This window comes from Mesorhizobium sp. Cs1321R2N1, assembly GCF_037179725.1.
Taxonomy (GTDB): domain Bacteria; phylum Pseudomonadota; class Alphaproteobacteria; order Rhizobiales; family Rhizobiaceae; genus Mesorhizobium; species Mesorhizobium salmacidum.
On record NZ_JAPYKP010000037.1, the window covers coordinates 18,700 to 44,311 of the forward strand.

Genomic DNA, 25,612 nt, shown 5'->3' on the forward strand with positions numbered 1-25,612 from the left:
TCAGATGCAATCAATGTGGCGCTTCTTCGACCGGTAGCGCTTCTATGATCACAAAGGCTTGAGCGAGCGGGAAATCATCCGTGATGGTCAGGTGGATCGCTGCCCGATGACCTTGCGGCAGGATCTTTTCCAGCCGCGCCAGCGCTCCGCCGGTCAGCGCCATCGTCGGCGCACCGCTGGGCAGGTTGACGACACCCATGTCACGCCAGAAGACCCCTTGCGCCAGACCGGTGCCCAGTGCCTTGGCGCAAGCCTCCTTGGCGGCAAAGCGCTTGGCGTAGGAAGCCGCGCGGGCGCGCCGGTTCTCCGAACGCGCCTGCTCCACCTCGGTGTAGATCCTCTGGATGAAGCGCTGGCCATGACGCTCAAGCGATTTCTCGATGCGTGTGATGTCGATCAGGTCGCTGCCGATGCCGATGATCATTGGGTGGCGCTTCCGCCGGGATGAGGCGAATGCTCACGGCGTCTCGCGCGCTCTGCCAGCCGCTTGCGCCTCTGTTCGCGGAAGACATTCATGCCCCAGCGCGTGATGCCGTAGAATACCAGGCCGAACACGAGCCCGAGCGGCACCGCCCCGATCAGCATCGGCTCCAGTACGGGATGCCATAGTTTGGCGAAGGAAAGCTTGTGCATCATTTCGCCCAGATGCGCCGGCGGGCCATGCGTAGGCAGGCGATCGCGCAAGATGAGCTTGCCGGTTTCCCAGGACGCGCCCCACAAGAGCGGAAAGGTCAGCGGATTGCCGAAAAACACGGCTCCGAGAGCCGCTGCCACCAGATTGCCGGCGATCACCCAACACAGAACGGCGGCGATGATGAAGTGGAAACCAACGGGGAAGAACGAAGCAAAGACACCTGCCGCGACGCCAGCCGCCACCGCATGCGGGGTGGCCTTCAGCCGCAGGATGCGCTTGGAGAAATATTGAAGCGAGCGCGAAAACGAACGGCGCGGCCACAGATAGGTGCGCACCCGCTCGAAAAGACCATCAGGTTTGCGGCGACGAAAAAGCACTCTCTTCCTATTCCCGACAATTCACAGCTTACAGGCCCGCTGTTTCCAGCCGGGCTTCGACCACCACATCTTGCGCTTTACGGTCGCCAGAAGGCAATCGCGACTTTGATATAGCCATCCGCAACCCCGACAACAACTGGAGGCCGTCCGCGCAGCGGCCGCACCGCCAAATTCGGGTAAGGTCCGTCTCCTCCAACATCGGACAATCGCGGCGAATTTGAGAAGTGGTTTCGGCTAATTGTCGCAGCCAATGATCGATATGCTACCGCGGGTACTGGCTGACTTCGACAAGATTGCCATCCGGATCGCGGAAGTAGACCGACATCATCGGCCCCTGCGCGCCGAAGCGTTCGACCGGCCCGAGTTCCACCGTTACGTGATTGGCTTCGAGGCCGGCAAGGAATTCATCGAGCGGCCGGTCGGTGATCAGGCAGAAGTCACCGGATCCGGGCGTCGGCGACTTCGCCTTCGGCTCGAAGGTGCGGCTGATCTCGTGGACATTGATCTTCTGGTTGCCGAAGGCAAGTGCCGTCGGCCGGCCCGGCGCGTCGACGCGTTCGAAGCCCAGCACGCGCTGATAAAAGGCGCAGGTCGCGTCGAGCGACACCACCGTCAGCACGAAATGATCGATACCGACGATCAATGCGACCTCCTCAGATGTTGCGGCTGCCCGGCTTGATGGCCGGGATGGCGGCAAGCTCCGGCGGCAATCTGTCCGGCGGATAGGCTGGGACCTCATATTCGGCAAGCGCGATCAGCGGCACGCCGACATGGGTCTTGCCGGCCGATCGGTCGATGATGCAGGCGGCCGCGACCACCTCTGCACCAAGGGCGCGCAGGCAATCGATGGTTTCGCGGATCGACAATCCGGTGGTGACGATGTCCTCGACGATGACGACGCGCGCGCCTCGGTCGATCTCGAAGCGCCGCAGGCGGAACTCGCCCCCTTCCCGCTCCACCCAGATCGCCGGCACGCCAAGGTGGCGCGAAGTTTCGTAAGCCGGGATCAGCCCGCCGATCGCCGGCCCGACGATATAGTCGATCTTGCCTGGGATCGCGGCGCGGATATTCTCGGCCAGCGCCTTGCACAGCCGCTCGGTCTTGTCGGCATGCATGAACACCCGTGCCTTCTGCAGGAAGACTGGACTGCGCAGGCCCGACGTCAGGATGAAATGACCCTCCAGAACAGCGCCAGCCTCACGGAATATGCCCAGCACTTCGTCGGTATTCATCTCGTCCCCCATGGTCGGCTATCGCTAGCCATTGACGCGCCGCGCATCGCTGACGCTCGAATTGTCCTTGAGCTGCGACAGCAGCCGGTTGAGATGCTTCAGGTCCCAGACTTCGAGATCGATCAGCATTTCGGTGAAATCGGGCGCGGTGCGCACCATCGACAGCGTATGGATATTGGCGTCGTTGGAGGCAACGACCTGGGCGATGTCGGCAAGCGAGCCCGGCGCGTTGATGGCGGTGACCGAGACGCGCGCGGGAAACCGTTCCTTGGTGCGTTCGTCGATGTCCCAACGTACGTCGATCCAGCGCTCCGGCTGGTCGTCGAAAGCCTGCAGCGCCGGCGACTGGATCGGATAAATGGTGATGCCGGTGCCCGGCTGGACGATACCGACGATGCGGTCGCCAGGGACCGCGCCTTCCGGCGCGAAGCGCACCGGCAGGTCGCCGCGCACGCCACGGATCGGCACCGCGCCGGCGCCTGGCTGGTCCTTGTCCTTGCGCGCGGCCCGGCCCGGAATCTGGAACAGCATGCCGGCGGCGTTGCGGATCTTCGACCAGCCCTCCTCGCGCTGTTTGGGAGCCGCAGGGGTGACGCGCTCGTCCTTGTAGTCAGGGAAGACCGCCTTCATGACATCGGTGGAAGCCAGTTCGCCGCGACCGACGGACGCCAGCACATCCTCGATGTCCTTGCGCGCCAACCGGTGCAGGACGGGCTTCAGGCTTTCCTTGGTGAAGGTCTTGCCGGCTCGTTCGAAAGCACGCTCCAGGATACGCGCGCCAAGGCCGGAATACTGCTTGCGGATCGCATTCTTGGTAGCGCGGCGGATGGCGGCGCGCGCCTTGCCGGTGACGACGACCGATTCCCACGCGGCCGGCGGCACCTGCGCCTTGGAGCGGATGATCTCGACCTCGTCGCCATTCTTCAGTTCCGTCATCAGCGGCATGATGCGGCCGTTGACCTTGGCGCCGACGCAGGTATCGCCGACATCGGTGTGGACGGCATAGGCGAAATCGATCGGCGTGGCGCCGCGCGGCAAGGCAATCAGCATGCCCTTCGGCGTGAAGCAGAACACCTGGTCCTGGAACAGTTCCAGCTTGGTGTTCTCGAGGAAATCTTCCGGGTTGTCGCCCTCTGCCAGCTGCTCGATGGTGCGCCGCAACCAGGCATAGGCATTGGTCTCCTTCGAGATCGCGTGCACGGCGCCGTTCGTCTTGCCCCCGGTGTCCTTGTAGATCGAATGGGCGGCGACGCCATATTCAGCGATCTTGTTCATCTCGCGGGTGCGGATCTGCAGCTCGACGCGCTGGCGCGAAGGACCGACGATGGTGGTGTGGATCGAACGGTAGTCGTTCTGTTTCGGCGTCGAGATGTAATCCTTGAAACGGCCGGGCACCATCGACCAGGTGGTGTGGATGGCTCCCAGCGCGCGATAGCAGTCTTCGACAGAGTCGACCACGACGCGGAAGCCGAAAATGTCGGACAATTGCTCGAAGGACAGCGCCTTGGCCTCCATCTTGCGGAACACCGACCACGGTTTCTTCTGGCGGCTTTTGACGCCGGCCTTGATGGCGTGTTTCTCGAACAGGCCCGAAAGAGCCTTCTCGATCTCGGACAGCACATCCTTGTTGCGCTCGAAGATTTCGGCGAGCCGGGCGGTAACGGCGCGATAGGCTTCCGGATTGATGAAGCGGAAGGCGATCTCCTCCAGCTCCTCGCGCATGCCTTGCATGCCCATGCGCCCGGCCAAGGGCGCATAGATGTCCATCGTTTCCTCGGCGATGCGCAGGCGCTTGGCCTCGGGCATATGGTCGAGGGTGCGCATGTTGTGCAGGCGGTCGGCGAGCTTGACGAGGAGCACGCGGACATCTTCCGAGATCGCCAGCAGAAGCTTGCGCAGGTTTTCCGCCTGCTCCGCCTTCTTCGACACGAGGTCGAGCTTCTTCAGCTTGGTCAGTCCTTCGACCAGCTTGCCCATTTCGGGACCGAACAGCTCATCGATCTCGGCCCTGGTCGCCGTGGTGTCCTCGATGGTGTCGTGCAGCAGGGCGACGGCGATCGTGGCCTCATCCATATGCATTTCGGTGAGGATGGCGGCGACTTCGAGCGGATGCGAGAAATAGGGGTCGCCGGAAGCGCGCTTCTGGTGGCCATGCTTCTGCATGGCGTAGACGTAGGCCTTGTTGAGCAACGCCTCGTTGACGTCAGGCTTGTAGCGCTGGACGCGCTCGACAAGCTCATACTGACGCATCATGGGCGGAATCTCTCGGCGATGAAATGAATCATGCGCCGCACTACTGTACGGCGCATGTCATAGATAGCCACGAAACCGCCGGGACGGAAGTGCCGGAAGATTGTTCCAGCCAATTCCAAAGGGCTTTCAGAATTCGCTCAGCCGAGCCGGATAGCGTCGTTTTCGGAGCGGACATCTGGGTCCGTGAGCACCGGAAGCGCATAAAACTGCGCTAGGCGACCGGCTGGGTAGAATTATCAAAAGCTCTTAGTAGTCGTCGCTCTTTTCCGGGGGAACCAGACCTTCGATGCCGGCCAGCAGGTCTTCCTCGGTCATGCGATCGAAGGTGACGTTGTCCTCGGTGTCGTCCGCGTCGGCGGCGGCAACAGCACCGCCAGTCTGGTCGGCGATCACTTCGCCATCGGCTTCGGGCTCGTCGACCTCGACATGCTTCTGCAGCGAATGGATCAGATCTTCCTTGAGATCGTCGGGCGACAGCGTCTCGTCGGCAATCTCGCGCAGTGCGATGACCGGGTTCTTGTCGTTGTCGCGCGGCACGGTGATCTGCGCTCCCTGGCTGATCTGACGAGCGCGGTGGCCGGCCAAAAGCACCAGCTCGAAGCGGTTGTCGACCTTGTCGATACAATCTTCAACGGTTACGCGGGCCATGGATTGCCCCTTTCATGCCTGGATGTAATGGAAAACAGGCGCGGTCCATAACCCGAACAGCACCAAAATACAAGCATCATGGCAATGCGTGCCCACAGGGCAGCCCGCGTCCACGGTTCGGCGCCGCGATCACAATTGCTTGCAGTGCGCCACGCGCCCTTGGATTGCCACCAAACTGGCGTTATCTCGGTTGGTCCAAGGTCGGCCGGTTTATTATGGGCCTGACCGCTCGTCGCTACCGCATTTCGTTAGACGGCCGTTATTTCGAAAAGGACTATTTCCATGTTCGATCCCCGTGAAAAAATCGCCCTGTTCATCGACGGCGCCAATCTCTACGCCACCTCACGCGCGCTCGGGTTCGACATCGACTATCGCAAGCTTTTGGCGAGCTTCCACAAGCGCGGTTACCTGCTGCGCGCCTATTATTACACCGCGCTGGTCGAGGACCAGGAATACTCCTCGATCCGGCCGCTGATCGACTGGCTCGACTATAACGGCTTCAAGGTGGTGACCAAGCCGGCCAAGGAATTCACCGACTCGACCGGCCGCCGCAAGATCAAGGGCAATATGGACATCGAGCTCAGCGTCGATGCGCTGGAACTCGCCGACGTCGTCGACCACTATGTCATATTCTCCGGAGACGGCGATTTCCGCACACTGGTCGAGGCGCTGCAACGGCGTGGCCGCAAGGTGTCGATCGTCTCGACCATGGCCTCGCAGCCGCCGATGATCTCAGATGACCTGCGCCGCCAGGCGGACCATTTCATCGACCTGGCGACGCTGAAGAACGAAGTCGGTCGCGATCCCTCCGAGCGGCCCGTACGGCGGCCCGAACCGGCTGAAGTCGATGAGGACGACTACTGAGGCCGGTCGCTTGACCGCCCTCCCTGCTTCCGAACCCAGCCGCGACTGCCCTCTCTGCCCGCGGTTGCATGACTTCATCGCCGAATGGCGGCAGCGCGAGCCGTGCTGGTTCAACGCGCCGGTGCCGACCTTCCTGCCATTGGGCGGCGAAGATACCGTCCGGCTTCTGATCGTCGGTCTGGCGCCTGGCTTGCGCGGCGCCAACCGCACCGGGCGCCCGTTCACCGGCGACTATGCCGGCGACCTGCTCTACTCGACGCTGATTGCCCACGGCTTCGCACGCGGCGAGTTCAAGGCGCGGCCCGATGATGGGCTGGAGCTCGTCGGCACGGCGATCACCAACGCGGTGCGCTGCGTGCCGCCGGAGAACAAGCCGGTGGGTGCGGAGATCGCCACATGCCGGACATTTTTGGTGCCGACGATCGCTCGCTTTCCCAACCTGCGCGCCGTGCTGGCGCTGGGATCGATCGCGCACCAGTCGACCGTACGGGCATTGGGCGGGCGCGTCGCCGCCTACCCGTTCAAACATGGCGGGCAATTGCCGGCCGGCGGCATTACGCTGTTTTCGAGCTATCATTGCTCACGCTACAACACCAATACCGGCGTGTTGACCGAAGACATGTTCGTCAGGGTGTTCAGCGAGATCGCGGCATTCCTGAAGGATTGAGGATCGGACACCGGGCGGTATCCCGTGCCGGCTCACACCGGCAGCAGGGCATCCGGTTTCACGTCGCCGATGGATGCATAAGTATGCGTTTCCTTCACTCCCGGCAGGGGCAGGATGACGCGTTTGAGAAAGTCCTGATAGTCGGCCATCTCGGCAATGCGCGCCTTCACGAGATAGTCGAAGCCGCCGACGACCATGTGGCATTCCAGAACCTCGGGCGCCTTTGCGACCGCCTCTGCGAAGCGGTCAAAGATATGCGGGGCCGTGTGATCGAGCCGCACCTCGATGAAAACAAGCATGCCGCGGCCAATCTTTGCCGGATTGAGCACCGCTCTAACGGCTGTGATGAACCCGTCGCGAAACAGGCGCTTCACGCGCTGGCTGGCGCCGGTCGGCGACAGGCCGACGCGCGCGGCCAGGTCAAGCGTGGTGCGGCGTCCATCTTCCTGCAGCAGTCGCAGAAGAGTGCGGTCGATGGCATCCAGGTCGCCAGATTCAGAATTCACGTTCAAGCCACCTCTTTTGCGTGAATTACACTTGAAGTTGTGAAAAACAGCGTATTTCGTCGCGGCCATTTCGGCAATAGGCTGCGGTTCGTCGCGAGGTCGGGGCTATCTCCTCCTGGCGACAATGAATATGACGGCAGAACTGACATGGCGGACGGACGAGACACGGCAAACACAAGACTGGCGGTGATCGCCGGCCTCGTCATGATCGCCATCTATGCGGCGCAGTTCGTCGCCGCCCGCTTCAGCCTCAGGGAGCACCTGACGCCCACCGACATGGCCAGCTTGCGCTTTGCCGGTGCCGGCGTGGTGTTCCTGCCGATCGTCTGGTGGCGCGGCCTGGCGACCCTGAAGGCGCTGGGCTGGCGACGTGGACTGACGTTGGCGGCACTGGCCGGTTTGCCCTACCCACTCATCATCAACTGGGGCCTGACCTATGCGCCCGCCGCCCATGGCGCGGCACTTTGCCCGGCCTCGATCGTGTTCTTCTCATTCCTGCTGTCCTTGTTCAGGGAAAGTGCTTCGCGGCAGCGGGTCATCGGTGTCGTCACGATCATCGCTGGGCTGCTGCTGTTCATCGCGCCGGCCCGCAGCGGTGCCGGCGATGTCCTCTTCGGCGATCTGCTGTTCATCGGATCGGGCGCGATGTTTTCCGCCTATGCGGCTCTTGTGCAGCGATGGCGCGTCGAACCCGTCACCGCAACCGCGACCGTCGTGATCTTGTCGTGCCTGCCGCTGCCGCTTCTCTGCCTGTTGGCATCAAGCGGCCTCCATGCCGCCGCAGGCGCCGAAATCGCCAGCCAGATCGTCATTCAAGGTCTTCTCGCGGGCGCTGCCGCAATGTTCCTCTACACTTACATTGTCGACCGATTGGGCTCGCAGGCTGCATCGCTGTTCCTGCCGGGTGTGCCGATCGCCACCGTGATGGTCGGCATGATCGTTCTTGGCGAGACCCCGCTGGCGATCCAATGCGTGGCCATCGCTATCATGGCCGCCGGGATGGGTTATTCGGCGACGGGTCGACGCGGCACCAGGGAAAATCTGGCTGTCCCGACATCGGTTGGATCGTGAATGGTTTCAGCGGCATGGCAGGCTTCTGAAGAACCGGCCGGCATCGGATCGGGTCTGTCCGTCAAGGTGCGGAGGCAAGCAGCGCCGCCAGTTTCTCCGGCCCACCCTGCAAAACGTTCAGGTCGACGTCCCCCTCTATGCCGTCCACGCGCCCGCTGTTGTGGTACTGCCAGTAAATCCAGTCACGGCGGTCCGGCTCCATGAGCAGCGAGCGCAGCCAGAGTGGGCGAGCGGCGATTTGCCCGGCATAGGCAGCCTCGGCTTCATCCGTCAGATAGATGATCGCCGGCTTGCCGAAGGCAGCCTCGACGGGTCCGAGGAAAGCCTCCAGTTCGGCATTCAGTTGCTCGGGCGACAGGCGCTGCGGACAGTTGCCCCCGAACTCGATGTCGACCACCGGCGGCAGCAATGGCTGATCGTGCGGCACCACCGAGATAAAATTCCTGGCCTGGTCGGCGCCCGGCCGGCAGAAGGTGAAGAAATGATAGGCGCCGACGGCGAGCCCGGCGGCGCGGGCCTCGCGCAGATTGCCGGCGAAGGCATTATCGACATGGTCGCCGCCTTCAGTCGCCTTGATGACGGCGAAAGCCACATCATCGGCGGCAACACGCCGCCAGTCGATCTTGCCCTGATGATGGGAGACGTCGATGCCCCGGACCGGATATTCGCCTCGGTCGGGGGAGTAGGTGTGGAAATAGACCACGGCGCCCACCACAACGACGCATGCCAGGGCAAGACTGGCCACGCCCCGGAGAACAATCCGCTTCTTCAAGACCATCCCCTGTAGGACTTGCCGGTGTTCGACCTTGAAGCCCGATCGTTGGCTTTTTTCAGGCTGTCACCTGATCACCTACGTTCCTTGAGCAGCCGGCCCTTTTCGCGCGACCAGTCGCGTTGCTTCTCGGTCTCGCGCTTGTCATGCAGTTTCTTGCCGCGGCCAACTGCAAGCAGCAGCTTGGCGCGCCCTTGGTCGTTGAAATAGATTTTCAGCGGCACCAGCGTCATGCCTTCGCGATCGACGCTCTGCGATAGTTTTGCCATCTCGCGCTTGTTGAGCAGCAGTTTGCGGCGCCGGCGCGGCTCGTGGTTGAAGCGATTGGCCTGCAGGTATTCCGGCAGATAGGAATTGATCAGCCAGATCTCGCCGCCTTCGACCGAGGCATAGCTGTCCTGGATGTTGGCCTGGCCCTGGCGCAGCGACTTGACCTCGGTTCCGGTCAGCACCAGGCCTGTCTCGATCGTGTCGAGCACTTCATAGGAAAACCGCGCCTTGCGGTTTTCCGCAACGGTCTTGTTGTTGGGATCGGCTTTTCTGACTTGGTTCATAACGTATAGAATCCGTTTCGAAACTCGCTCCTGCGAGTCAGATGATGGTGCTACTAGAGCGCCGCGCGTTTTTTAACGCGCAAAGGACGCTCTAGAAATCCGACTTTGCGCATGGTCCTTTCCGAAAGCGAAGTGCTTTCGGGGCCACGCGCGGAACCGGAGCGGAGCGTACATATAGTACGCGAGCACCGGAAGCGCAGGTGGCGCCTTCAGATGGCCGCAGGAGTAGAGTTTCCAAACGGATTCGTTAATTAATCAAGCCGGCGTGCTTCATGGCCGCATCGATCTTTTCGGCCGTCGACTGCTCGATGGTGACCAGCGGCGAACGCAGGACGTTCTCGACCTTGCCCAGCTTCGACAACGCATATTTGGCGCCGGACACGCCGGGCTCGATGAAGATCGCCTTGTGCAGCGGCAGCAAGCGGTCCTGCAGTTCCAGCGCCTTGGCGCTGTCGCCGGAGAGCGTCGCTTCCTGAAACTCGGCGCACAGCCGCGGCGCAACGTTCGAGGTCACCGAAATGCAGCCGACGCCGCCATGCGCGTTGAAGCCGAGTGCTGAGGCATCCTCGCCGGAAAGCTGGATGAAATCCTTGCCGCAGGTCATGCGCTGCTCGGACACGCGCTCGACCTTGCCGGTCGCATCCTTGACGCCGACGATGTTCTTGAAGTCGTGCGCCAGCCGGCCCATCGTTTCCGGCGTCATGTCGATCACCGAGCGAGGCGGGATGTTGTAGATGATGATCGGCAGGCTGGTCGCCCTGGCGACGGCGGCGAAATGCTCGTACAGGCCGCGCTGCGTCGGCTTGTTGTAATAGGGCGTGACGACCAGGGCTGCATCGGCACCGGCCTTTTCGGCATATTGCACCAAACCTACCGCTTCCACGGTGTTATTGGAGCCAGCGCCGGCGACGACAGGCGCCCTGCCCTTGGCCACCTCGATGCAGACCTTGACGACATGGCGGTGCTCGTCATGCGACAGCGTCGGGGATTCGCCGGTGGTGCCTACCGGGACAAGGCCCGTGGTGCCTTCGCCAAGCTGCCATTCGACGAACGCGCGAAAGGCTTTCTCGTCGAAACGCCCGCTCTTTTCGAACGGTGTCACGAGCGCAGTAAGCGAGCCTCTCAGCATGTCGTCCAACTCCTTGGGACTTCTTGGTTCACGCATGTCGTGGTCCCAAAACCGGTATCCACTTTTGGGCGACATGCACTTTGTCGGTTATGCATGTCGCTGCCCCAAAACCGGTATCCACTTTTGGGCGACATGCACGTTGTCGGTTATGCATGTCGCTGCCCCAAAACCGGTATCCACTTTTGGGCGACATGCATCGGTGTTTTGTCGTGCGCGCCTTCTAACCGAAAGCGAAGCGGCGCACCATAGTCTCGACATTGTTGCGCGGCAAGCATTGCCATGGTGCCAGCAAGCGTAATTCCAACGGCCTCGATAACCCTTTGTTTACGAGCCCTTCACGACCTAAGCTTAGGCTTCAAGGCTTCTTCGCCCGCAGGTAAAATGCTGGATTAAGGAAAGACACGAAATCATGCCTCCCAGTCGGCCCCACCTGTTCGCGCTTCTTGGCGCCATCGCCGCGCTGATGCCCGGCGTGGCGATCAGCGGCAGCGTCGATGTGCGGGTCACCTCGGCCATCCCGATGCCTGGTGTACAGGACAAGGCGCAACAGGACCCCTCACCGGCCGTCACGCTCCTGAAAAGCGGACTGGATGCGCTGGCGGCTGGCGATATTCCCGGCGCGCGCGGTGTGCGCGATGCGCTACCCGCACAATCGCTCGACCAGCACATATTGGCCTGGGCGATCGCGCTCTACGGGGGCGACAAGGTTCCGAGCGGCGACATCGCCACGGCCGCGAAGATGCTGCCCAACTGGCCGGGCACCGTTGCATTGCGCAAGAACAGCGAGCGCGCACTCTATCGCGAGAACCCGGCGGCGGATGTCGTCGTCAAGGCATTCGACGGCAGCCAGCCGCAGACAGTCGAAGGCGTGATGGTTCTCGCGCGCGCCTATGTGTCGTCGGGCAACGCCAAGGCGGCGCGATCGGTGCTGTCGCCGTTCTGGCGCACCGCGATCCTGGAAGCCAAGGACGAGACGGCTCTGATCAAGGAGTTCGGCAGCCTTGTTCCCGCCGCCGATCACCGTTTTCGCATGGAGCGCATGTTCTATGCCGACCGGGTGAATTCCGCCTTGCGTGTCGCCGGCCTCGCCGGCGCCCAGCAGCTTGCCGACGCCTGGGCGGCGGCCGACAAGGGCGACAACAATGCTGCCAAACTGTTGAAGACTGTGCCGATGGCGCAACGCTCGGCCGGCTATTTCTTCGCGCAGGCCGAATATCTGCGCAAGCAGAAGGATTTTGCGGGCGCCGCGGCAATCGTCATGAAAGCGCCGGCAGACCGGGAATCCCTGGTCGATCCGGATGCCTGGTGGGTCGAACGCCGGGTGCTGTCGCGCGAACTGGTCGACCAGGGCGACATAAAGACCGCCTACAGAATAGTCGCCACGCATGCCGCCGAAAGCGCGGCCAATGCGGCGGAAGCCGAATTCCATGCCGGCTGGTATGCGCTGCGCGGCCTGAACGATCCCAAGCTCGCGGCGACGCATTTCGCGCGTATCGCCGACCTTGCCCAAGGGCCGATGACCCTGTCGCGCGCCTATTACTGGCTCGGCCGCGCGGCGGAAGTCGGTGGCCCCGGCAATGCTAAGGACTATCTTGGGCGTGCGGCGACCTACGGCACGACGTTTTACGGCCAGCTAGCCGCCGAACGCGTCGGCCGGCAGGCGCTCAACATCGTCTATCCCCAGCCCAGTGCCGCCGACCGGCAGAACTTTGCCGGCCGCGAGGCCGTCTCGGCCATCAAGCGCCTGCAGGAGGCAGGCTACGACCGTTATGCCGAAACGCTCTATCGCGACCTTGCCGGGCAGTTGACCAGCCCGGGTGAACTGGCGCTGCTCGCTGTCCTTGCCGAAAAGCAGGACAACCATTTCATGGCGCTGAAAATCGGCAAGATCGCCGGGGCGCGCGGCATCGATGTCGGCGCGCTGTCGCATCCGCTCGGCGTCATCCCCGATTCGGCCAATATTTCCGGTTCGGGCAAGGCGCTGGCCTATGCGATCGCCCGCCAGGAAAGCGAATTCAATATCGGCGCCGTATCCAGTGCCGGCGCACGCGGACTGCTGCAGCTGATGCCGGGAACCGCCAAGCAATTGGCGAAGAAGGCCGGATTACAGTTTTCGCAGACCAGGCTGACGACCGACGCCGGCTACAATGCAACGCTTGGTTCGGCGTTCCTCGGCGAACAGCTCGATCGCTTCAATGGCTCGTACGTATTGACCTTCGCGGGCTACAATGCCGGCCCGACCCGAGCCAGCCAGTGGGTGGCGAAATACGGTGACCCGCGCGGCAAGGACATCGATGCGGTGGTGGACTGGATCGAGCGGATTCCCTACACGGAAACAAGAAGTTACGTGCAGCGCGTGATGGAGAATTACGAGGTCTACAAAATGCGAATTTCCGGCAAGTACGACATCGTCGGCGATCTCGTGAACGGGCGCAGCTGAGGCTCTTGCCCTCGCCTTGCGAGGAAAAGGAGGAGCCTTTCCCGTTTGACCCTCCGGCGCTCCGTCTGTAGCAGTCGTGGACGATCCTTCGGCTAAGAGCCCGTCCCATGTCGAGCAATCCAGATTTCTCCGACTTCTTCTATACGGCGCCGGATGGGCTGAGACTTCACGCGCGCGTCTATGGCGAAGCGAATTCCGCACATTGGCCGGTCGTCTGTCTGCCTGGCTTGACGCGTAACGCGCGGGACTTTCACGAGCTTGCGCTCCATCTCTCGACGCGATCCGCCCTTGCGCGCAAGGTTGTCGCTTTCGACTACCGCGGACGCGGGCAGTCGGCCTACGATCCCGATGTCAGCCACTATAATGTCGGCATCGAAGCCGGCGACGTCCTTGCCGGGCTGGCGGCGCTCGGCATCGAACAGGCGGCCTTCATCGGCACCTCGCGCGGCGGGCTGATCATCCATGTGCTTGGCGCGATGCAGCCGGCGGCGCTGAAAGCCATCGTGCTCAACGACATCGGGCCAGTGATCGAACCCGCGGGTCTCGCTCACATCCAGTCCTATCTCGAACGCACGCCGAAGCCAAAAACCCTCGCCGAGGCGATGGCTGCCCAGCGCAGCGTTCACGGCCAGGATTTTCCAGCGCTAACCGAGGGCGACTGGGAACGAATGGTGCGCGCGATCTATCGCGAGACGAATCAAGGGCTGCTGCCCGATTTCGATCCGAAGCTTGTCGACACGGTTGCCAATCTCGACCTGTCGCAACCATTGCCGCCTCTCTGGCAGCAGTTCGATGCGTTGGCGGCCATACCACTGCTCGTCCTACGCGGCGCCAATTCTAGGCTATTGTCGCAGGAAACGCTGGAGGAGATGCGAAAGCGTCATCCCGGCACCAGGACAATCACCGTTCCAGATCAGGGCCACGCCCCCTTCCTGGAGACCGGCAATCTGCCCACCGACATCGCGCTCTTTCTAGATCAAGCAGAGGCGCGGAAAAACCCGAGATAAGCCCAAGACCAACCAAGGTCTTGGGCATCCATTACAATATAGGCCAGTCTTCGCCGGCCTACGTGGCTTTTGAGTTTTTCCGAGGCGCCTTCGGCGGCATCTTCTCCGCGCCGGTCTGTTTCCGCTCGGCCTTGCCGAGAGAAGGCGTGGTCACGGGACAGGAAAATACGGAGCCTTCGGAGTCGCTTGCCGGTCGCTCGCAGCGAGGCTTCTCCAGAACAACCACGCAGCCGTCGAGATCGTTGGTGGCCAGATGGGCATAACGCATGGTCATCGACAGCGTCTGATGACCGAGCCACATCTGCACGCGCCTGATGTCGATCCCGCCCTGGACGAGACGCGAAGCGCAGGTGTGGCGCAAGATATGCGGCACGACCTGGTCGTCGGCGCCGAGGCCGACTTCGGCCTTCGCATCGTTCCAGATGGCGCGGAACTGTGCCTGGCTGAGCTTGGTGAACGGGCCCTTGGGCCGGCGGCTCTCGGTGGCTGGCAGCCTGATCACCTCCTTGACCCGCTCGGTCATCGGAATGGTGCGGCTGCGGCCGGACTTGGTGATCCAGAAGGAAACGCGATGCTCCTGGATGTCGTTCCAGATCAACCCGAGCGCTTCGCCGAGACGGCATCCGCTATCGACCAGGAAGACTGAAAGCCGGTAAGCATCTTCGCTGCGGCTCTCGATGGCGGCGAACAACCGTGCCTCTTCGTTCCCTCTCAAGGAAACGAATCCGCCCCGCCCGCTCCTTCTGGCGGCGGAACTCGGGCAAGCTGTGGATATCCCCCATCTTATGAGCCTTGCGCAGCAGTTTGCTGAGGGCAGCCATCTTTCGATTGATGGTTGCGTTGCTGTTGCCGCGCTGGCGCAAGGTGCCGATAAGGTTATCCAGAGTGCTCTGATCAAAGGCACTGAAACGCTCCCCAAGGAGAATCTCATCTATTTCGCTGATGAAAGAGCTGACATTGTATTTATGCCGCCCATCATCCCAGAGTATGTCCCGATATGCTGAAAATAGATCTCTGACTCTATGCGACTTTACTTCTCGTATTTTGTTGTAGCTGTACCTTATTTTTGCAGTCTGAGAAGAAAATATCGCAAAATGATCAGAGGTCCCTCCCTCTTGAATCGCTTCGTTCGTCATTTTTTTACCACACCCCCCAGTGGATAGGTCAGCCCTACCCGCTTGGACGTGCCCTTTCAAGAGCTTTTGTCTGACAAAACGATTTCATCCGCCAGGACGACGGATCCCACAAAACCGTTCCGCAGAACTTTATTCAGCTACCGATTCCCCCTTTTTCCTTCCATCTGCCCAAGCCCAGTCGCGAAACAAAAACAGCCCGGGCGTCGAAGTGCCCGGGCTGGATTTCACCTGTAGAGAACCAGCCCTTAGAACGAGCGCTGGAAGCGGAGGATACCGCCGAAGCCGTCGCTGGCGGGGTGATAGTCGCTGTCGCCCTTGTTGACGTAGTCGACTTCGGCCGTAATTGTGAGGCCGGGGACGATGTCGTAGGCAACGTTAGCCGCCAACGCGAAGGTCTTGCCCTCATCATACGCAAGCTGAGCATTGAACGAGGTCTTCTCGTTGATCTTGTAGGAGCCACCGCCCCACACGGCCCAATTGCCGTCCCACTTCTTGTAGAAGTCATGACCGCCGCTGAAGACATTGTCATCGCCAGTGCCGTAGCCTGCCATCAAGAACAGCGACAGTTCGTTGGTGGCGGTCACGTCCAAGCGGACTTTGCCAGCAACTTCTTCGTAGTTGCTGTCATAGGCGACGCCGGAGATCGCGCCCCAGCCCTGCGTGTACTTCAAGCCGCCGACGACATGCGGAACGTAGCTGTCGATCGTGTCTTCGCCAGAACCCTCTTCGAGCGAGACCACGGCCGAGAAGCCGTTGCCGGCGTCGAAGTAGTACTGGACCACGTTGGTATCGTACGGACCGTCAACAACGATATCGTCGTCGATGACGTTGCCGGCGTAACCGATGAACGTCTGGAACGCCGTTTCATCCTTACCGACGCGCAGGCCACCAAGCTGGATCCAGGCGAAGTTCAGCGAAACGTTGCTGGTTCCGTCCGGCTTGTTGTTGCCGGCCTCCCAACCCGTGCCGCCACCTAAATAGTCGCCGGCGCTGTTGCCAAAGTTGAAGCGGGTTTCGGTGAAGGTCTTCAAGGTGCCGAGTTCGGTCTCCTGGCCGGTCCAGGTCTTCAGCGTGAAGCGAGCCTGCTTATAGTAGCTGTCGTGAAAACCGTCACCCATGTGGTCCGGAACGTTCTGCACACCATTGATGTCACCCACGCCAATGTCATAGCGGAGATAGCCGCCGATGCGCAGGCAGGTTTCGGTGCCGGGGATGTAGAAATAGCCAGCGCCATAGACGTCGCAGATCTTGACGTATTCAGCGGGTTCCGGCTCGGCGACGACGACGGCGTCGGCGGCGCGCGCACCGGAAACTGCGATCAGGGCCGCAGCGGAGCCGAGAAGAAGGCTCTTGATGTTCATTTTCTGACCTCCAGTCAGAATCGAACGAATTGGCGGCTTCTACAGCCCCCACTTAGGCCCCAAGCGATTGGGACCGTTGAATTTTTTTAGAAGTCCGCTGAGTTCTCCGCTGTTGTGCGAACATTCACCAAAGGCGTTGTTGGCGAAAGCGTGCCCGGAGCCGGACTTCACATAGCGCTCGAATGAAGCTGCCTTGGCTTGGTCCGAAAAGGCTACATATGTGACGATCCGCCAGGGCAGGAACTTAGACGTATGGGTGGATTTCCCGGCATTGTGCTCGCCGATCCGGCGCTTCAGGTCGGATGTGATGCCGACATAACGCTCGCTATCCACAGTCTCGCTTTGCAGCAGATATACATACCACACGGTCAGCCCTCCTTCGCCAAGGCAAGAGCATCGTGGGTCGTTGATGAGCGACTGACAACGCTATTTTGCGGGAGTTTTGAAAGGCTTGCCGCCCTCCTTCGCCGAGGCTTCGGAGGGCATCCTGCTTCGTGAGAAGCTCTGAGCTTGTCCTGCGAAGCCCGCAGGGCGAAGCAGGATGGCGGAGAGGATGGGATTCGAACCCACGAGAAGCTTTTGACCTCTACTCCCTTAGCAGGGGAGCGCCTTCGACCACTCGGCCACCTCTCCGTTGAGCCGCTGGATAAAGAAAAGCGGCGGCACAATCAACAAGCCCGCGTCATTAATATGGAAAAATAAGAGCGTAGTGGATCGCGGCTTTGCTCGATGCGGCGGATCTGCGGCAATTCCCTGGCTGGCGACTCGCGACCTCGCCATGATTCCGTCCCCGATCGCCGGATTCGGCTGGAAACAAGCGGTTGCGGCGGCCCCGATGGTTAACGAGAGCTTTCTGAGTGAGGCCAAATCGTGTCATTTGTGCAACAACGCTGGGGGATAGCAGCCGAACTGCCCTTTCGCCGGTACGATCGTTGTTGAACGCCGCTGGCTCATGGGTAATGTCGGTTTCGAGGAAGCGGCGCGGTGCGCATCTTTTTCGGTAGTGGGGATGGGGCAGGGAACGCTGTCCTTCAGCAAAGAATACCCAGACCCGTTTTTTAACTTTTGACTGGAGGTCAGAAAATGAACATCAAGAGCCTTCTTCTCGGCTCCGCTGCGGCCCTGATCGCAGTTTCCGGTGCGCGCGCCGCCGACGCCGTCGTCGTCGCCGAGCCGGAACCCGCTGAATACGTCAAGATCTGCGACGTCTATGGCGCTGGCTATTTCTACATCCCCGGCACCGAAACCTGCCTGCGCATCGGCGGCTATGTCCGCTATGACATCGGCGTGGGCGACCATGGCACCAACGACGGCGTCAACAACGTTCCGGACCACATGGGTGACGGCAATCACGACACCTACTACAAGCAGGCTCGCTTCACGCTGAAGACCTGGACCGGCCAGGAAACCGAACTCGGCACCTTGAAGACCTACACCGAGACCCGCTTCAATTTCGGCAACAACCCCGGCGACTATACCTACAACCCGAGCGGCAACTGGCAGGGTCACAACAAGGGCACCAGCCTCAACTTCGCCTGGATCCAGCTTGGTGGTCTCCGCGTCGGTAAAGACGAATCGGCCTTCGATACGTTCATCGGCTACGCCGGCAACGTCATCCAGGATACGATTGTCCCTTACGGCGGCTTCGACACCAACGTCGTGCAGTACTACTTCGACGCCGGCAACGGCTTCTCGGCCGTGGTCTCGCTCGAAGAAGGTTACGGCGCCTACTCGATCGACAGCTATGTTCCGCATGTCGTCGGTGGTGTGAAGTGGACGCAGGGCTGGGGCGCGATCACCGGCGTCATCGCCTATGACAGCAACTACGAAGAGGTCTCCGGCAAGGTTCGCCTGGACGTCAACGTCACCAACGAACTGTCGCTGTGGGTCATGGGCGGCTATGGGTCGGACGACAACATTGGCGACTCTCCGACGACCGGGTTCGCTGGTGGCCGCGCCATGTACAAGCAGTGGGGCGGCAACTGGGCAGTGTGGGGCGGTGGCACCTACAAGTTCAACGAGAAGACCTCGTTCAACGCCCAGGTTTCGTATGACGACTGGAAGAACCTCGGCATCGCGGCGAACATTGCCTATGACGTCGTTCCTGGCTTCACGGTCACGGCCGAAGTCGACTACCAGAACGTCGGCAGCGACGACCTTGCGAAGGGTTGGTTCGGCGCTGACAAGAAGAGCAACGTCGGCGGTATCCTCCGCTTCCAGCGCTCGTTCTAACAAGTTTCGACTTGTAGAAATAGAAACCCGGCGGGCAACCGCCGGGTTTTTTCATGGGCTGGTCAAAACGCAGCCCGCGCGTAAGCCTGTTCTTTTTTGAAGGTTGCGAGGCCAGATGGACCAACAAAGCCGATAGGCGCTGCTCTGACAGTTCTGTCTGCTCCCGGACCGCGCGTCTAACTCGACCATATGCCTGCGCAAGTTGGGTTGGGCCCAGCGCATGCAGAGCCTGATCCAAGACCAAGCCCCGGCCAGATCGCCGGCCCAGGCATCGATCAGCGGCTGGAGTGTGCAGCCAAAGTTCTTCCAGCGACTGAGGGACGACGTGGGTTGTCGAACCTGCCAACCGCTGAACCTGTTCACCGAACCGCCCTTGTCAAAGAATCGCAGGCAGGGCGTCGCCCTATGGCAGTCAGATGGTCGATCAAGCGGCGCGATTGAGCTTCCTGGACCATGCGGGCGGCAGTCAATTGTTCATCGCGTCTGGCCAGACTACAGCATGTCGCGGCGAACAGGATCCACCGGACCTGATGTAAGCTTCTGATTTTATTCATGTCGTTGTCCCGGAGCCGAGGACACTTCCGGGCGACATGCATTAAGAGCGGTTCGGCGTTTGATAGAATTGCCGACCCGCTCCAACTCTTTGTTTTTAGGCGCTTCCGGACGGAAAACCATTCAGCAATTTTCCTGGGATTGCCAAAAATAAAGCCACTCGGATCCACAAAATCCGGCCTTATCGGCAGCTTCCAGCTCCTGACTTTCAAATGTCCGCCAGATCGCCCAACCCCTCAATCAAGGGCTGAATCTCCGTCTCATAGTTCTTCCAGCGCTTGACCGACGATTTGTAAATCGGTTGACGCACCTGCCAGCGGCTGGGCGTGTTGACCGAACCATCCCTGTCGAAAAAGCGCAGGCAGGCGTCGTCCCAAGGCAGCCCAAGATAGTCTATGAGACGGCGTGACTGTGCTTCCTGATCGTCAACGAGCGTTTCGTACCGATTTTCAAAGATCAAGCCTGGAAAAATCTTGTTCCAATGCTGCATCAGCCGGTCATATTCGCGGTAGTACAGGCCAAGCGTCCTCAGATCGGTGTTGTAGCTGTGCCCCTCCCCGAATCTCAAGACAAAGCAAGAGACGCAATTGTCGATGGCGTCGCGACGGCAATGAATGATCCGCGCATTGGGGAAGAGAAGACCGATCAACCCGATCAGTTCAAAATTGTGTGGCATTTTATCCACGATCCGAGGCGCGTCAGGTGCTCGCTCGCTCAGATAAGCCAGGTGCTCTTGCGCCAATGTTGCCGACAGGTTTTTTGTGATCGACGCGATTGCCTGATTCAAGCTTCCGGCCGACGACTTTCTGAGTCCGATCGCATTCGCGACCCGCCGAAGCTTCATCAGTTCGCCCGCGCCATGAACACTTGGATGACTTGCGCAAATCTGTTCCGTAAGGGTCGTTCCCGAGCGAGGCATGCCGACCACGAACACAGGAACTTCGGAAGGATTGCCAAAGTCGCTCCTGGCAGCCAGCATCTCGGGCGTGAAAGTCTCGATCAGCGCGTCGACCCAGCGACGATATAGGTCGATATTGAAGTTGCGGCCCGAGGCCTGTTTCGACTTCTTGAAATGATCGAACGCCTCCTGATAGCGCTTAAGGTCGTTGAGCACCTTGCCTGCCGCCAGATGGAGCTTCTCCGCGCCATCGGCGTCAAGCTTCGAATTTCCAAGTTCGCCAAGGATGGATTTGAGTTCCTTTGGTTCTTCGGTGAACTTTTGCGTCTGCACAAGGTCGTGGTAAGCCGTCGGCACCGCGATGCGACGTTCGATTGCCTCATGGAGGTAAATGGCGGCTTCATCCATGCGTCCCACACTGGTGAGCGCGCGAGCCAATCCGATCCGCACCTTTGGATGATCCCTGTTGATTTTCAGTGCCTTCTCGTACAACGGCAAGGCCATTTCGGGTTTGTCAAAATCAAGATAAGCATCACCCAATTCGCCAAGTGCCTCGATAAGGTCTGGCTGCAATTCCAAAGCATGCTGTATATGTTTGATTGCTGGCGAATATTCGCTCACCTTCACATAAGCCGAGGCCAGGCCAAGATGGTAAAAAGGGTTGTTAGGCTCCTCGCCGACCGCGCGCGCGAAATATCGTAAGGCCGCCTCATCCTCGTAGCCCAGGCAGATGGTCCCCAGGATATAAAGAGCGAGGGGGTGGTTTGGCGTGCGCGACAGGACTTGAAGGCACAGGTCCTGAGCCTCGTTGAGGCGTTTGGCTTGCTGAAGGGCATATGCCTGTTTCAGCAGCGCCTCGTCGGCCTGCGCACGTGAAAGCGAATTCGCCGTCTGCGGATTGGCTTGTGGCGATCTTGGCTTCGGCGCGGGGCCAGGCTTGACGTGTTTGGACCAGGCGGGCGGGAGACGGTTGTTCATGGAGCCTCGCTATCAAAAAAGAGCGAAGGAATCCAGTGTTGCGGGCGCGGACGTGGCGACCTTGCGCCAACCATCCGGTCACGCTAGCAAGAAGGCTCCTTCCAAGCGAGCCTTCGACATGCCTCTGCGCCCTGCCCTCTCGCCGCTCATCGCCGCACTCCCGTCGACGGTGCCGTTTGTCGGCCCCGAAGCGCAGGAACGTGAGCGCGGGCGCGCTTTCCGTGCCCGCATCGGTGCCAATGAAAGCAGCTTTGGCCCCTCGCCGCGCGTCATCGCCCGCATGGAGAGTGTCGCGCGCGACCAGTGGATGTATTGTGACCCGGACAATTACGATTTGAAAGTCGCGGCGGCCGCTCATCACAATGTGGCGGTCGAGAACGTCGTTGTCGGCGAAGGCATCGACGGCCTGCTCAGCCTGGTGGCGCGCATGTATGTGGCGCCTGGCGATGCCGTGGTCACCTCGCTCGGCGCCTATCCGACCTTCAACTTCCACATTGCCGGTGTCGGTGGCCGGCTGGTGACCGTCCCTTACGAGAACGATCGCGAAAGCCTGGACGGTTTGCTCGCGGCGGTCGTCAGGGAGAAGGCGCCGCTGGTCTATCTGTCCAACCCGGACAATCCGATGGGCAGCTGGTGGGAAGCGGACGAGGTCATTGGCTTCATACATGCCTTGCCGGAAACCACCATGCTGGTGCTCGACGAGGCCTATGGCGAACTGGGACCGGCCTCGGCACTGCCGCCGATCGACATCTCGCGGCCAAACGTCATCCGCATGCGAACCTTTTCGAAGGCCTACGGACTTGCCGGCATACGGTGCGGCTATGCGTTGGCCGAGACGCAAGTGATCAGCGACTTCGAGAAGATCCGCAACCACTACGGCGTCAGCCGCATGGCGCAGATCGCCGGCGTCGAGGCGCTCGCCGATCAGGCCTATCTCGAGACGGTGGTGGCCCGGGTGGCCGCCGGACGGCGGCGCATCGCTGATATTGCCGAACAGAATGGGTTGAAGCCGCTCACCTCGGCGACCAATTTCGTCACCATCGATTGCGGCCATGACGGCGCTTTCGCTCTGAAAGTGCTGCAGGGATTGTTGTCGCGCGACGTCTTCATCCGCAAGCCGATGGCGCCAGGGCTCGACCGCTGCATCCGCGTCAGTGTCGGTCTCGACCACGAACTGGATATCTTCGCCGAGGAATTGCCCGGCGCATTGGCAGCGGTGCGCGGAAACTAGGGCGCTTCACGGCGCTCGGGAGGCATCGCTGCGCCGAGCAGATGCCTGACACGCGTCAGCACATCAGACAACTCCGCGGCTTCCCTGTCATTCAGCCCCGCGGTCAGGCGGGCAAGATCACGATCCGTGGCCGCATGAAGGGCTGCAAGCGCGGCCTGGCCGCGCGCGGTGAGCGATAGGACGCGCGGCCGCAGGGGCGCGGGACCGGTGCACATTTCAGTCAGGCCGGCGGCAGAGAATTTGCGAAGGATTCTCGCGACATAGGCAGGATCCACTTGGAGGTCCCGGGCGACCGCGGAGGCCACCGGTTCGACATCGAGCCGAAGCGCTCGCGCCAGAAAACCTGTCTTGCCGCGGGATTGGTGGCGCTATGGCGAGGGCGGTGGCCGAGTTCGAACAGCACCCGCGCCTCGGTCAGGGTATAGGCGCTGTGCATCTACGTCTCGTCGAGCAACCCGATCAGGCCGGTATAGAACCGGTTGAAGTGGCGGATATCGCGGACCAAGCCATTCCGATCGTACATGCCAGCTGCCTCCCGTTAAATTATCAGGCCACAGAGATGATCGCTATCAAATTGACCTAGTCAACCATTTACTAGATCAAGTCATTCATTTTCCGCAAAGAATCCAGGTTCTCGATTGGATAGACCTCAAGCCAGTTGCCTTCGTTCGGCGCTGCGCCAGACTCTATGCAAGGGAGCGAGCCATGAGTGACCGGAAAAGGGCAGTGCAGGCGCGCGTATATGGGAAGGTCCAAGGCGTCGGCTACAGGATCTGGGCGCGAGGCGAAGCGACAAGGCTCGAGCTGCTGGGCTGGGTACGCAACGAAAGAGACGGCTCGGTTACGGCATGGCTTACCGGCGCCGACGCGGCTGTCGCGGCCATGATCGAACGGCTTCGGCAAGGCCCGCCCGGCGCTGCGGTCTCGCGGATCGATGTTGGAGACCTGGACCACGCCTGGAGATTTCAGGATCATGACGTAGACGGATTTTCTCCGCCCTTGAATTAATTGAACGTTCGTTTTATTATTTGCCGTCAACGAGGCGATGATGGCACGCACCACAGGATCAGACGGCGAGCGAACCGAAGCGGCAGTCCGCGAGGCGGCGGTCAACCTGATTGCGCGCTACGGCTATGAAGCGATGTCGATGCGTCAGTTGGCCGCCGAGGTGGGCGTGCAGGCAGCCGCGCTCTACCGCTATTTCCCGACCAAGGAAGACCTGCTGTTCACGCTGATGCGCGACCACATGCAAGGGCTTCGCGAAGCGTGGGAGCACTCTAGGCCGGCCGGCGCGGATCCGGCTCGGCAGCTTGCCGCCTACGTGCGCAACCACATCGCCTTTCATATCGGGCGCCGCCACGCCACGCATGTGTCGAACATGGAATTGCGCAGCCTGTCGCCCGACAGGCTGACACAGATCCTGCGCATGCGCACGGCCTACGAAAAGGAACTGCGTTCGATCCTGCGCGACGGCGCCGAGGCGGGTATTTTCAGCATCGAGGATACCGGCCTGACGGCCATGGCGCTGATCCAGATGATGACCGGCGTCATCGTCTGGTTCCGGCCGGGCGAGCGATTGTCCATCGCCGAGGTCACGGAGACATACCTTTCGATGACAATGCGCCTGGTCGGCGCGAGGCTGGCTACCGATACTACAGCGTCGCGCGTCCCTTCGGATGCGCAAAGTATGCTGTAGCGCTTTAATTTCGCGCATGATCCTTGCCGAAAGTCGAAGTCGATTTTTGGGGCGGCATGCGGCAGGAGGAACGGCATGTACACGAACACGCTCAGCTTCGGGCATGACGAGGACGTCGAGGCCTTGCGCGACTTGGTCCGGCGCTTCGCGCAGGACAGGATCGCGCCGATCGCCGCCGACATCGACCGGGAGAACGAATTCCCGGCGCATCTGTGGCGAGAACTCGGCGCGCTCGGCCTGCTCGGCATAACCGCCGATCCCGATTTCGGCGGCAGCGGCATGGGCTATCTCGCCCATGTGATCGCGGTCGAGGAAATTTCGCGGGCCTCGGCATCGGTCGGCCTCTCCTATGGCGCCCACTCCAATCTCTGCGTCAACCAGATCAACCGCTGGGCAACGCCGGCACAGAAGGAAAAATACCTCCCGCCGCTGTGTTCAGGCGAGCACGTCGGCGCGCTCGCCATGTCGGAGCCCGGCGCCGGCTCCGACGTGGTGTCGCTCAAATTGCGCGCCGAAAAGCGCAATGACCGCTATGTGCTCAACGGCACCAAGATGTGGATCACCAACGGCCCGGACGCCGAAACGCTGGTTGTCTACGCCAAGACCGACCCGGAAAGGGAATCGCGCGGCATCACCGCCTTCATCGTCGAAAAGGCGATGCCGGGATTTTCGGTGGCGCAGAAACTCGACAAGCTCGGCATGCGGGGATCCAACACCGGCGAACTGGTTTTCTCGGATGTCGAGGTGCCGTTCGACAATGTGCTGCACGAGGAAGGACGCGGCGTCGAGGTGCTGATGTCTGGCCTCGACTATGAACGCACCGTGCTTGCCGGCGGCCCGATCGGCTTGATGGCGGCGTGCCTCGACGTGGCGATCCCCTATGTTCACGAGCGCAAGCAGTTCGGCCAGCCGATTGGGGAATTCCAACTGGTGCAAGGCAAGCTTGCCGACATGTATACGGCGATGAACGCCGCGCGCGCCTACGTCTATGCCGTCGCCGCCGCTTGCGACCGTGGCCAGACCACCCGCAAGGATGCCGCCGGCTGCGTGCTGTTTGCCGCCGAGAGAGCGACGCAGATGGCGCTCGACGCCATCCAACTGCTTGGCGGTAACGGCTATATCAACGACTATCCGACCGGCCGGCTTTTGCGCGACGCCAAGCTGTACGAGATCGGCGCCGGTACCAGCGAAATCCGCCGCTGGCTGATCGGCCGCGAGATCATAGCGGAGGGGGTGTAGCGTGGCTGTCCTCCAGACCCAGATTTCGCCCTCCTCCGAAACCTTCCGCGCCAATGCCGAGCGCATGCGGGCGCTGGTTGCCGACATCGCTGAAAAGGCCGCGGCGGTCGAGCGCGGCGGCTCGGACGAGGCGCG

At 61.2% G+C, this 25,612-nt stretch carries 25 protein-coding genes, 1 tRNA gene and 1 pseudogene; 11 read left to right on the forward strand and 16 right to left on the reverse strand.

Annotated elements, in window-relative coordinates:
- Positions 1–10 precede the first annotated feature (10 nt).
- The 6 genes from acpS to rpoZ form a co-directional block, all read right to left on the reverse strand.
- Positions 11–424 (reverse strand): holo-ACP synthase, encoded by a 414-nt coding sequence (gene acpS / locus O7A61_RS12585; protein WP_015318576.1) that lies wholly within the window; start codon positions 422–424, stop codon positions 11–13.
- Positions 421–1,011, reverse strand: a complete 591-nt coding sequence (locus O7A61_RS12590) for a DUF2062 domain-containing protein (protein WP_337130064.1) — start codon at positions 1,009–1,011, stop codon at positions 421–423. Before O7A61_RS12590 ends, acpS begins: the two co-directional genes overlap by 4 nt.
- A gap of 262 nt (positions 1,012–1,273) precedes the next feature.
- Entirely contained in the window at positions 1,274–1,654 is a 381-nt protein-coding gene (locus tag O7A61_RS12595) for a VOC family protein (protein ID WP_337130065.1), read from the reverse strand.
- Between the two features lie 10 nt (positions 1,655–1,664).
- Positions 1,665–2,243 (reverse strand): orotate phosphoribosyltransferase, encoded by a 579-nt coding sequence (gene pyrE, locus O7A61_RS12600; RefSeq protein ID WP_337130066.1) that lies wholly within the window; start codon positions 2,241–2,243, stop codon positions 1,665–1,667.
- A 24-nt stretch (positions 2,244–2,267) separates the two neighbouring features.
- The gene (locus O7A61_RS12605; protein WP_027144191.1) at positions 2,268–4,496 is read right to left on the reverse strand and encodes a RelA/SpoT family protein; all 2,229 of its coding nucleotides are present in this window, start codon (positions 4,494–4,496) and stop codon (positions 2,268–2,270) included.
- A gap of 246 nt (positions 4,497–4,742) precedes the next feature.
- A complete protein-coding gene (gene rpoZ, locus O7A61_RS12610; RefSeq protein WP_027144192.1) occupies positions 4,743–5,144 on the reverse strand; it encodes a DNA-directed RNA polymerase subunit omega in 402 nt (133 codons plus the stop codon).
- A gap of 282 nt (positions 5,145–5,426) precedes the next feature.
- Here rpoZ and O7A61_RS12615 point away from each other — a divergent pair, with 282 nt between their 5' ends.
- Both O7A61_RS12615 and O7A61_RS12620 read left to right on the forward strand, forming a co-directional pair.
- Positions 5,427–6,008, forward strand: a complete 582-nt coding sequence (locus O7A61_RS12615) for a LabA-like NYN domain-containing protein (RefSeq protein ID WP_337130067.1) — start codon at positions 5,427–5,429, stop codon at positions 6,006–6,008.
- 10 nt (positions 6,009–6,018) lie between these two features.
- Positions 6,019–6,675: a uracil-DNA glycosylase gene (locus O7A61_RS12620; RefSeq protein WP_337130068.1), complete on the forward strand. Its 657-nt coding sequence runs from the start codon at positions 6,019–6,021 to the stop codon at positions 6,673–6,675.
- A 32-nt stretch (positions 6,676–6,707) separates the two neighbouring features.
- On the opposite strand, the gene O7A61_RS12625 is transcribed toward O7A61_RS12620, so the two are convergent.
- Positions 6,708–7,181 (reverse strand): Lrp/AsnC family transcriptional regulator, encoded by a 474-nt coding sequence (locus tag O7A61_RS12625; RefSeq protein ID WP_337107829.1) that lies wholly within the window; start codon positions 7,179–7,181, stop codon positions 6,708–6,710.
- A 147-nt stretch (positions 7,182–7,328) separates the two neighbouring features.
- On the opposite strand from O7A61_RS12625, the gene O7A61_RS12630 reads away from it, so the two are divergent.
- Positions 7,329–8,252: a DMT family transporter gene (locus tag O7A61_RS12630; protein ID WP_337130069.1), complete on the forward strand. Its 924-nt coding sequence runs from the start codon at positions 7,329–7,331 to the stop codon at positions 8,250–8,252.
- Between the two features lie 61 nt (positions 8,253–8,313).
- Here O7A61_RS12630 and O7A61_RS12635 read toward each other — a convergent pair whose 3' ends face one another.
- From O7A61_RS12635 to dapA, 3 genes are all read right to left on the reverse strand, one after another.
- The gene (locus O7A61_RS12635) at positions 8,314–9,024 is read right to left on the reverse strand and encodes a glycoside hydrolase family 25 protein (RefSeq protein WP_337130070.1); all 711 of its coding nucleotides are present in this window, start codon (positions 9,022–9,024) and stop codon (positions 8,314–8,316) included.
- A 74-nt stretch (positions 9,025–9,098) separates the two neighbouring features.
- A complete protein-coding gene (gene smpB, locus O7A61_RS12640; protein WP_337130071.1) occupies positions 9,099–9,578 on the reverse strand; it encodes an SsrA-binding protein SmpB in 480 nt (159 codons plus the stop codon).
- Positions 9,579–9,825: 247 nt separating this feature from the next.
- A complete protein-coding gene (gene dapA, locus O7A61_RS12645) occupies positions 9,826–10,707 on the reverse strand; it encodes a 4-hydroxy-tetrahydrodipicolinate synthase (RefSeq protein WP_337130083.1) in 882 nt (293 codons plus the stop codon).
- A gap of 409 nt (positions 10,708–11,116) precedes the next feature.
- Here dapA and O7A61_RS12650 point away from each other — a divergent pair, with 409 nt between their 5' ends.
- Positions 11,117–13,147, forward strand: coding sequence for a lytic transglycosylase domain-containing protein (locus O7A61_RS12650; RefSeq protein ID WP_337130072.1), 2,031 nt, complete (start codon positions 11,117–11,119; stop codon positions 13,145–13,147).
- Between the two features lie 107 nt (positions 13,148–13,254).
- Positions 13,255–14,154, forward strand: coding sequence for an alpha/beta fold hydrolase (locus tag O7A61_RS12655; protein WP_337130073.1), 900 nt, complete (start codon positions 13,255–13,257; stop codon positions 14,152–14,154).
- Between the two features lie 58 nt (positions 14,155–14,212).
- On the opposite strand, the pseudogene O7A61_RS12660 reads toward O7A61_RS12655, so the two are convergent.
- The 4 genes and pseudogenes from O7A61_RS12660 to O7A61_RS12675 form a co-directional block, all read right to left on the reverse strand.
- Positions 14,213–15,290, reverse strand: a pseudogene (locus O7A61_RS12660) (tyrosine-type recombinase/integrase).
- A gap of 245 nt (positions 15,291–15,535) precedes the next feature.
- Entirely contained in the window at positions 15,536–16,651 is a 1,116-nt protein-coding gene (locus O7A61_RS12665) for a porin (protein WP_337130074.1), read from the reverse strand.
- Between the two features lie 39 nt (positions 16,652–16,690).
- Positions 16,691–17,017, reverse strand: a complete 327-nt coding sequence (locus O7A61_RS12670) for a GIY-YIG nuclease family protein (protein ID WP_337130075.1) — start codon at positions 17,015–17,017, stop codon at positions 16,691–16,693.
- A gap of 176 nt (positions 17,018–17,193) precedes the next feature.
- Positions 17,194–17,284 (reverse strand) — tRNA-Ser (locus tag O7A61_RS12675).
- A 450-nt stretch (positions 17,285–17,734) separates the two neighbouring features.
- Here O7A61_RS12675 and O7A61_RS12680 point away from each other — a divergent pair.
- Positions 17,735–18,883, forward strand: coding sequence for a porin (locus tag O7A61_RS12680; RefSeq protein WP_027143901.1), 1,149 nt, complete (start codon positions 17,735–17,737; stop codon positions 18,881–18,883).
- Between the two features lie 760 nt (positions 18,884–19,643).
- Here O7A61_RS12680 and O7A61_RS12685 read toward each other — a convergent pair.
- Positions 19,644–21,311 (reverse strand): tetratricopeptide repeat-containing sulfotransferase family protein, encoded by a 1,668-nt coding sequence (locus O7A61_RS12685; protein WP_337130076.1) that lies wholly within the window; start codon positions 21,309–21,311, stop codon positions 19,644–19,646.
- Between the two features lie 118 nt (positions 21,312–21,429).
- Between O7A61_RS12685 and O7A61_RS12690 the strand changes: the two genes are divergently transcribed.
- Positions 21,430–22,542: a pyridoxal phosphate-dependent aminotransferase gene (locus O7A61_RS12690; RefSeq protein ID WP_337130077.1), complete on the forward strand. Its 1,113-nt coding sequence runs from the start codon at positions 21,430–21,432 to the stop codon at positions 22,540–22,542.
- Here O7A61_RS12690 and O7A61_RS12695 read toward each other — a convergent pair.
- Positions 22,539–22,817, reverse strand: a complete 279-nt coding sequence (locus O7A61_RS12695) for a MarR family winged helix-turn-helix transcriptional regulator (protein ID WP_337130078.1) — start codon at positions 22,815–22,817, stop codon at positions 22,539–22,541. The genes O7A61_RS12690 and O7A61_RS12695 overlap by 4 nt on opposite strands.
- Positions 22,818–22,924: 107 nt before the next feature.
- Between O7A61_RS12695 and O7A61_RS12700 the strand changes: the two genes are divergently transcribed.
- The 4 genes from O7A61_RS12700 (at position 22,925) to O7A61_RS12715 (ending at position 25,477) form a co-directional block, all read left to right on the forward strand.
- Positions 22,925–23,125, forward strand: a complete 201-nt coding sequence (locus tag O7A61_RS12700) for a hypothetical protein (protein WP_337130079.1) — start codon at positions 22,925–22,927, stop codon at positions 23,123–23,125.
- 122 nt (positions 23,126–23,247) lie between these two features.
- Positions 23,248–23,550 carry an acylphosphatase gene (locus O7A61_RS12705; RefSeq protein WP_337130080.1) on the forward strand — a complete coding sequence of 101 codons (303 nt, stop codon included), beginning with the start codon at positions 23,248–23,250 and terminating at the stop codon, positions 23,548–23,550.
- Positions 23,551–23,590: 40 nt separating this feature from the next.
- On the forward strand, positions 23,591–24,238 hold the full coding sequence (locus O7A61_RS12710; protein WP_337130081.1) for a TetR/AcrR family transcriptional regulator: 648 nt from the start codon (positions 23,591–23,593) through the stop codon (positions 24,236–24,238).
- 75 nt (positions 24,239–24,313) lie between these two features.
- Entirely contained in the window at positions 24,314–25,477 is a 1,164-nt protein-coding gene (locus O7A61_RS12715) for an isovaleryl-CoA dehydrogenase (protein WP_337130082.1), read from the forward strand.
- The last annotated feature ends 135 nt before the right edge of the window (positions 25,478–25,612 follow it).

Excerpts from the sequence above, each read along its gene's own strand:
- O7A61_RS12630 (WP_337130069.1), top strand. The coding sequence starts at position 7,329 with ATGGCGGACGGACGAGACACGGCAAACACAAGACTGGCGGTGATCGCC.
- smpB (WP_337130071.1), bottom strand. The coding sequence starts at position 9,578 with ATGAACCAAGTCAGAAAAGCCGATCCCAACAACAAGACCGTTGCGGAA.
- pyrE (WP_337130066.1), bottom strand. The coding sequence starts at position 2,243 with ATGAATACCGACGAAGTGCTGGGCATATTCCGTGAGGCTGGCGCTGTT.
- O7A61_RS12680 (WP_027143901.1), top strand. The coding sequence starts at position 17,735 with ATGAACATCAAGAGCCTTCTTCTCGGCTCCGCTGCGGCCCTGATCGCA.
- O7A61_RS12710 (WP_337130081.1), top strand. The coding sequence starts at position 23,591 with ATGGCACGCACCACAGGATCAGACGGCGAGCGAACCGAAGCGGCAGTC.
- dapA (WP_337130083.1), bottom strand. The coding sequence starts at position 10,707 with ATGCTGAGAGGCTCGCTTACTGCGCTCGTGACACCGTTCGAAAAGAGC.
- O7A61_RS12615 (WP_337130067.1), top strand. The coding sequence starts at position 5,427 with ATGTTCGATCCCCGTGAAAAAATCGCCCTGTTCATCGACGGCGCCAAT.
- O7A61_RS12715 (WP_337130082.1), top strand. The coding sequence starts at position 24,314 with ATGTACACGAACACGCTCAGCTTCGGGCATGACGAGGACGTCGAGGCC.
- O7A61_RS12665 (WP_337130074.1), bottom strand. The coding sequence starts at position 16,651 with ATGAACATCAAGAGCCTTCTTCTCGGCTCCGCTGCGGCCCTGATCGCA.
- O7A61_RS12655 (WP_337130073.1), top strand. The coding sequence starts at position 13,255 with ATGTCGAGCAATCCAGATTTCTCCGACTTCTTCTATACGGCGCCGGAT.
- acpS (WP_015318576.1), bottom strand. The coding sequence starts at position 424 with ATGATCATCGGCATCGGCAGCGACCTGATCGACATCACACGCATCGAG.
- O7A61_RS12705 (WP_337130080.1), top strand. The coding sequence starts at position 23,248 with ATGAGTGACCGGAAAAGGGCAGTGCAGGCGCGCGTATATGGGAAGGTC.
- O7A61_RS12605 (WP_027144191.1), bottom strand. The coding sequence starts at position 4,496 with ATGATGCGTCAGTATGAGCTTGTCGAGCGCGTCCAGCGCTACAAGCCT.
- O7A61_RS12690 (WP_337130077.1), top strand. The coding sequence starts at position 21,430 with ATGCCTCTGCGCCCTGCCCTCTCGCCGCTCATCGCCGCACTCCCGTCG.
- rpoZ (WP_027144192.1), bottom strand. The coding sequence starts at position 5,144 with ATGGCCCGCGTAACCGTTGAAGATTGTATCGACAAGGTCGACAACCGC.
- O7A61_RS12650 (WP_337130072.1), top strand. The coding sequence starts at position 11,117 with ATGCCTCCCAGTCGGCCCCACCTGTTCGCGCTTCTTGGCGCCATCGCC.
- O7A61_RS12685 (WP_337130076.1), bottom strand. The coding sequence starts at position 21,311 with ATGAACAACCGTCTCCCGCCCGCCTGGTCCAAACACGTCAAGCCTGGC.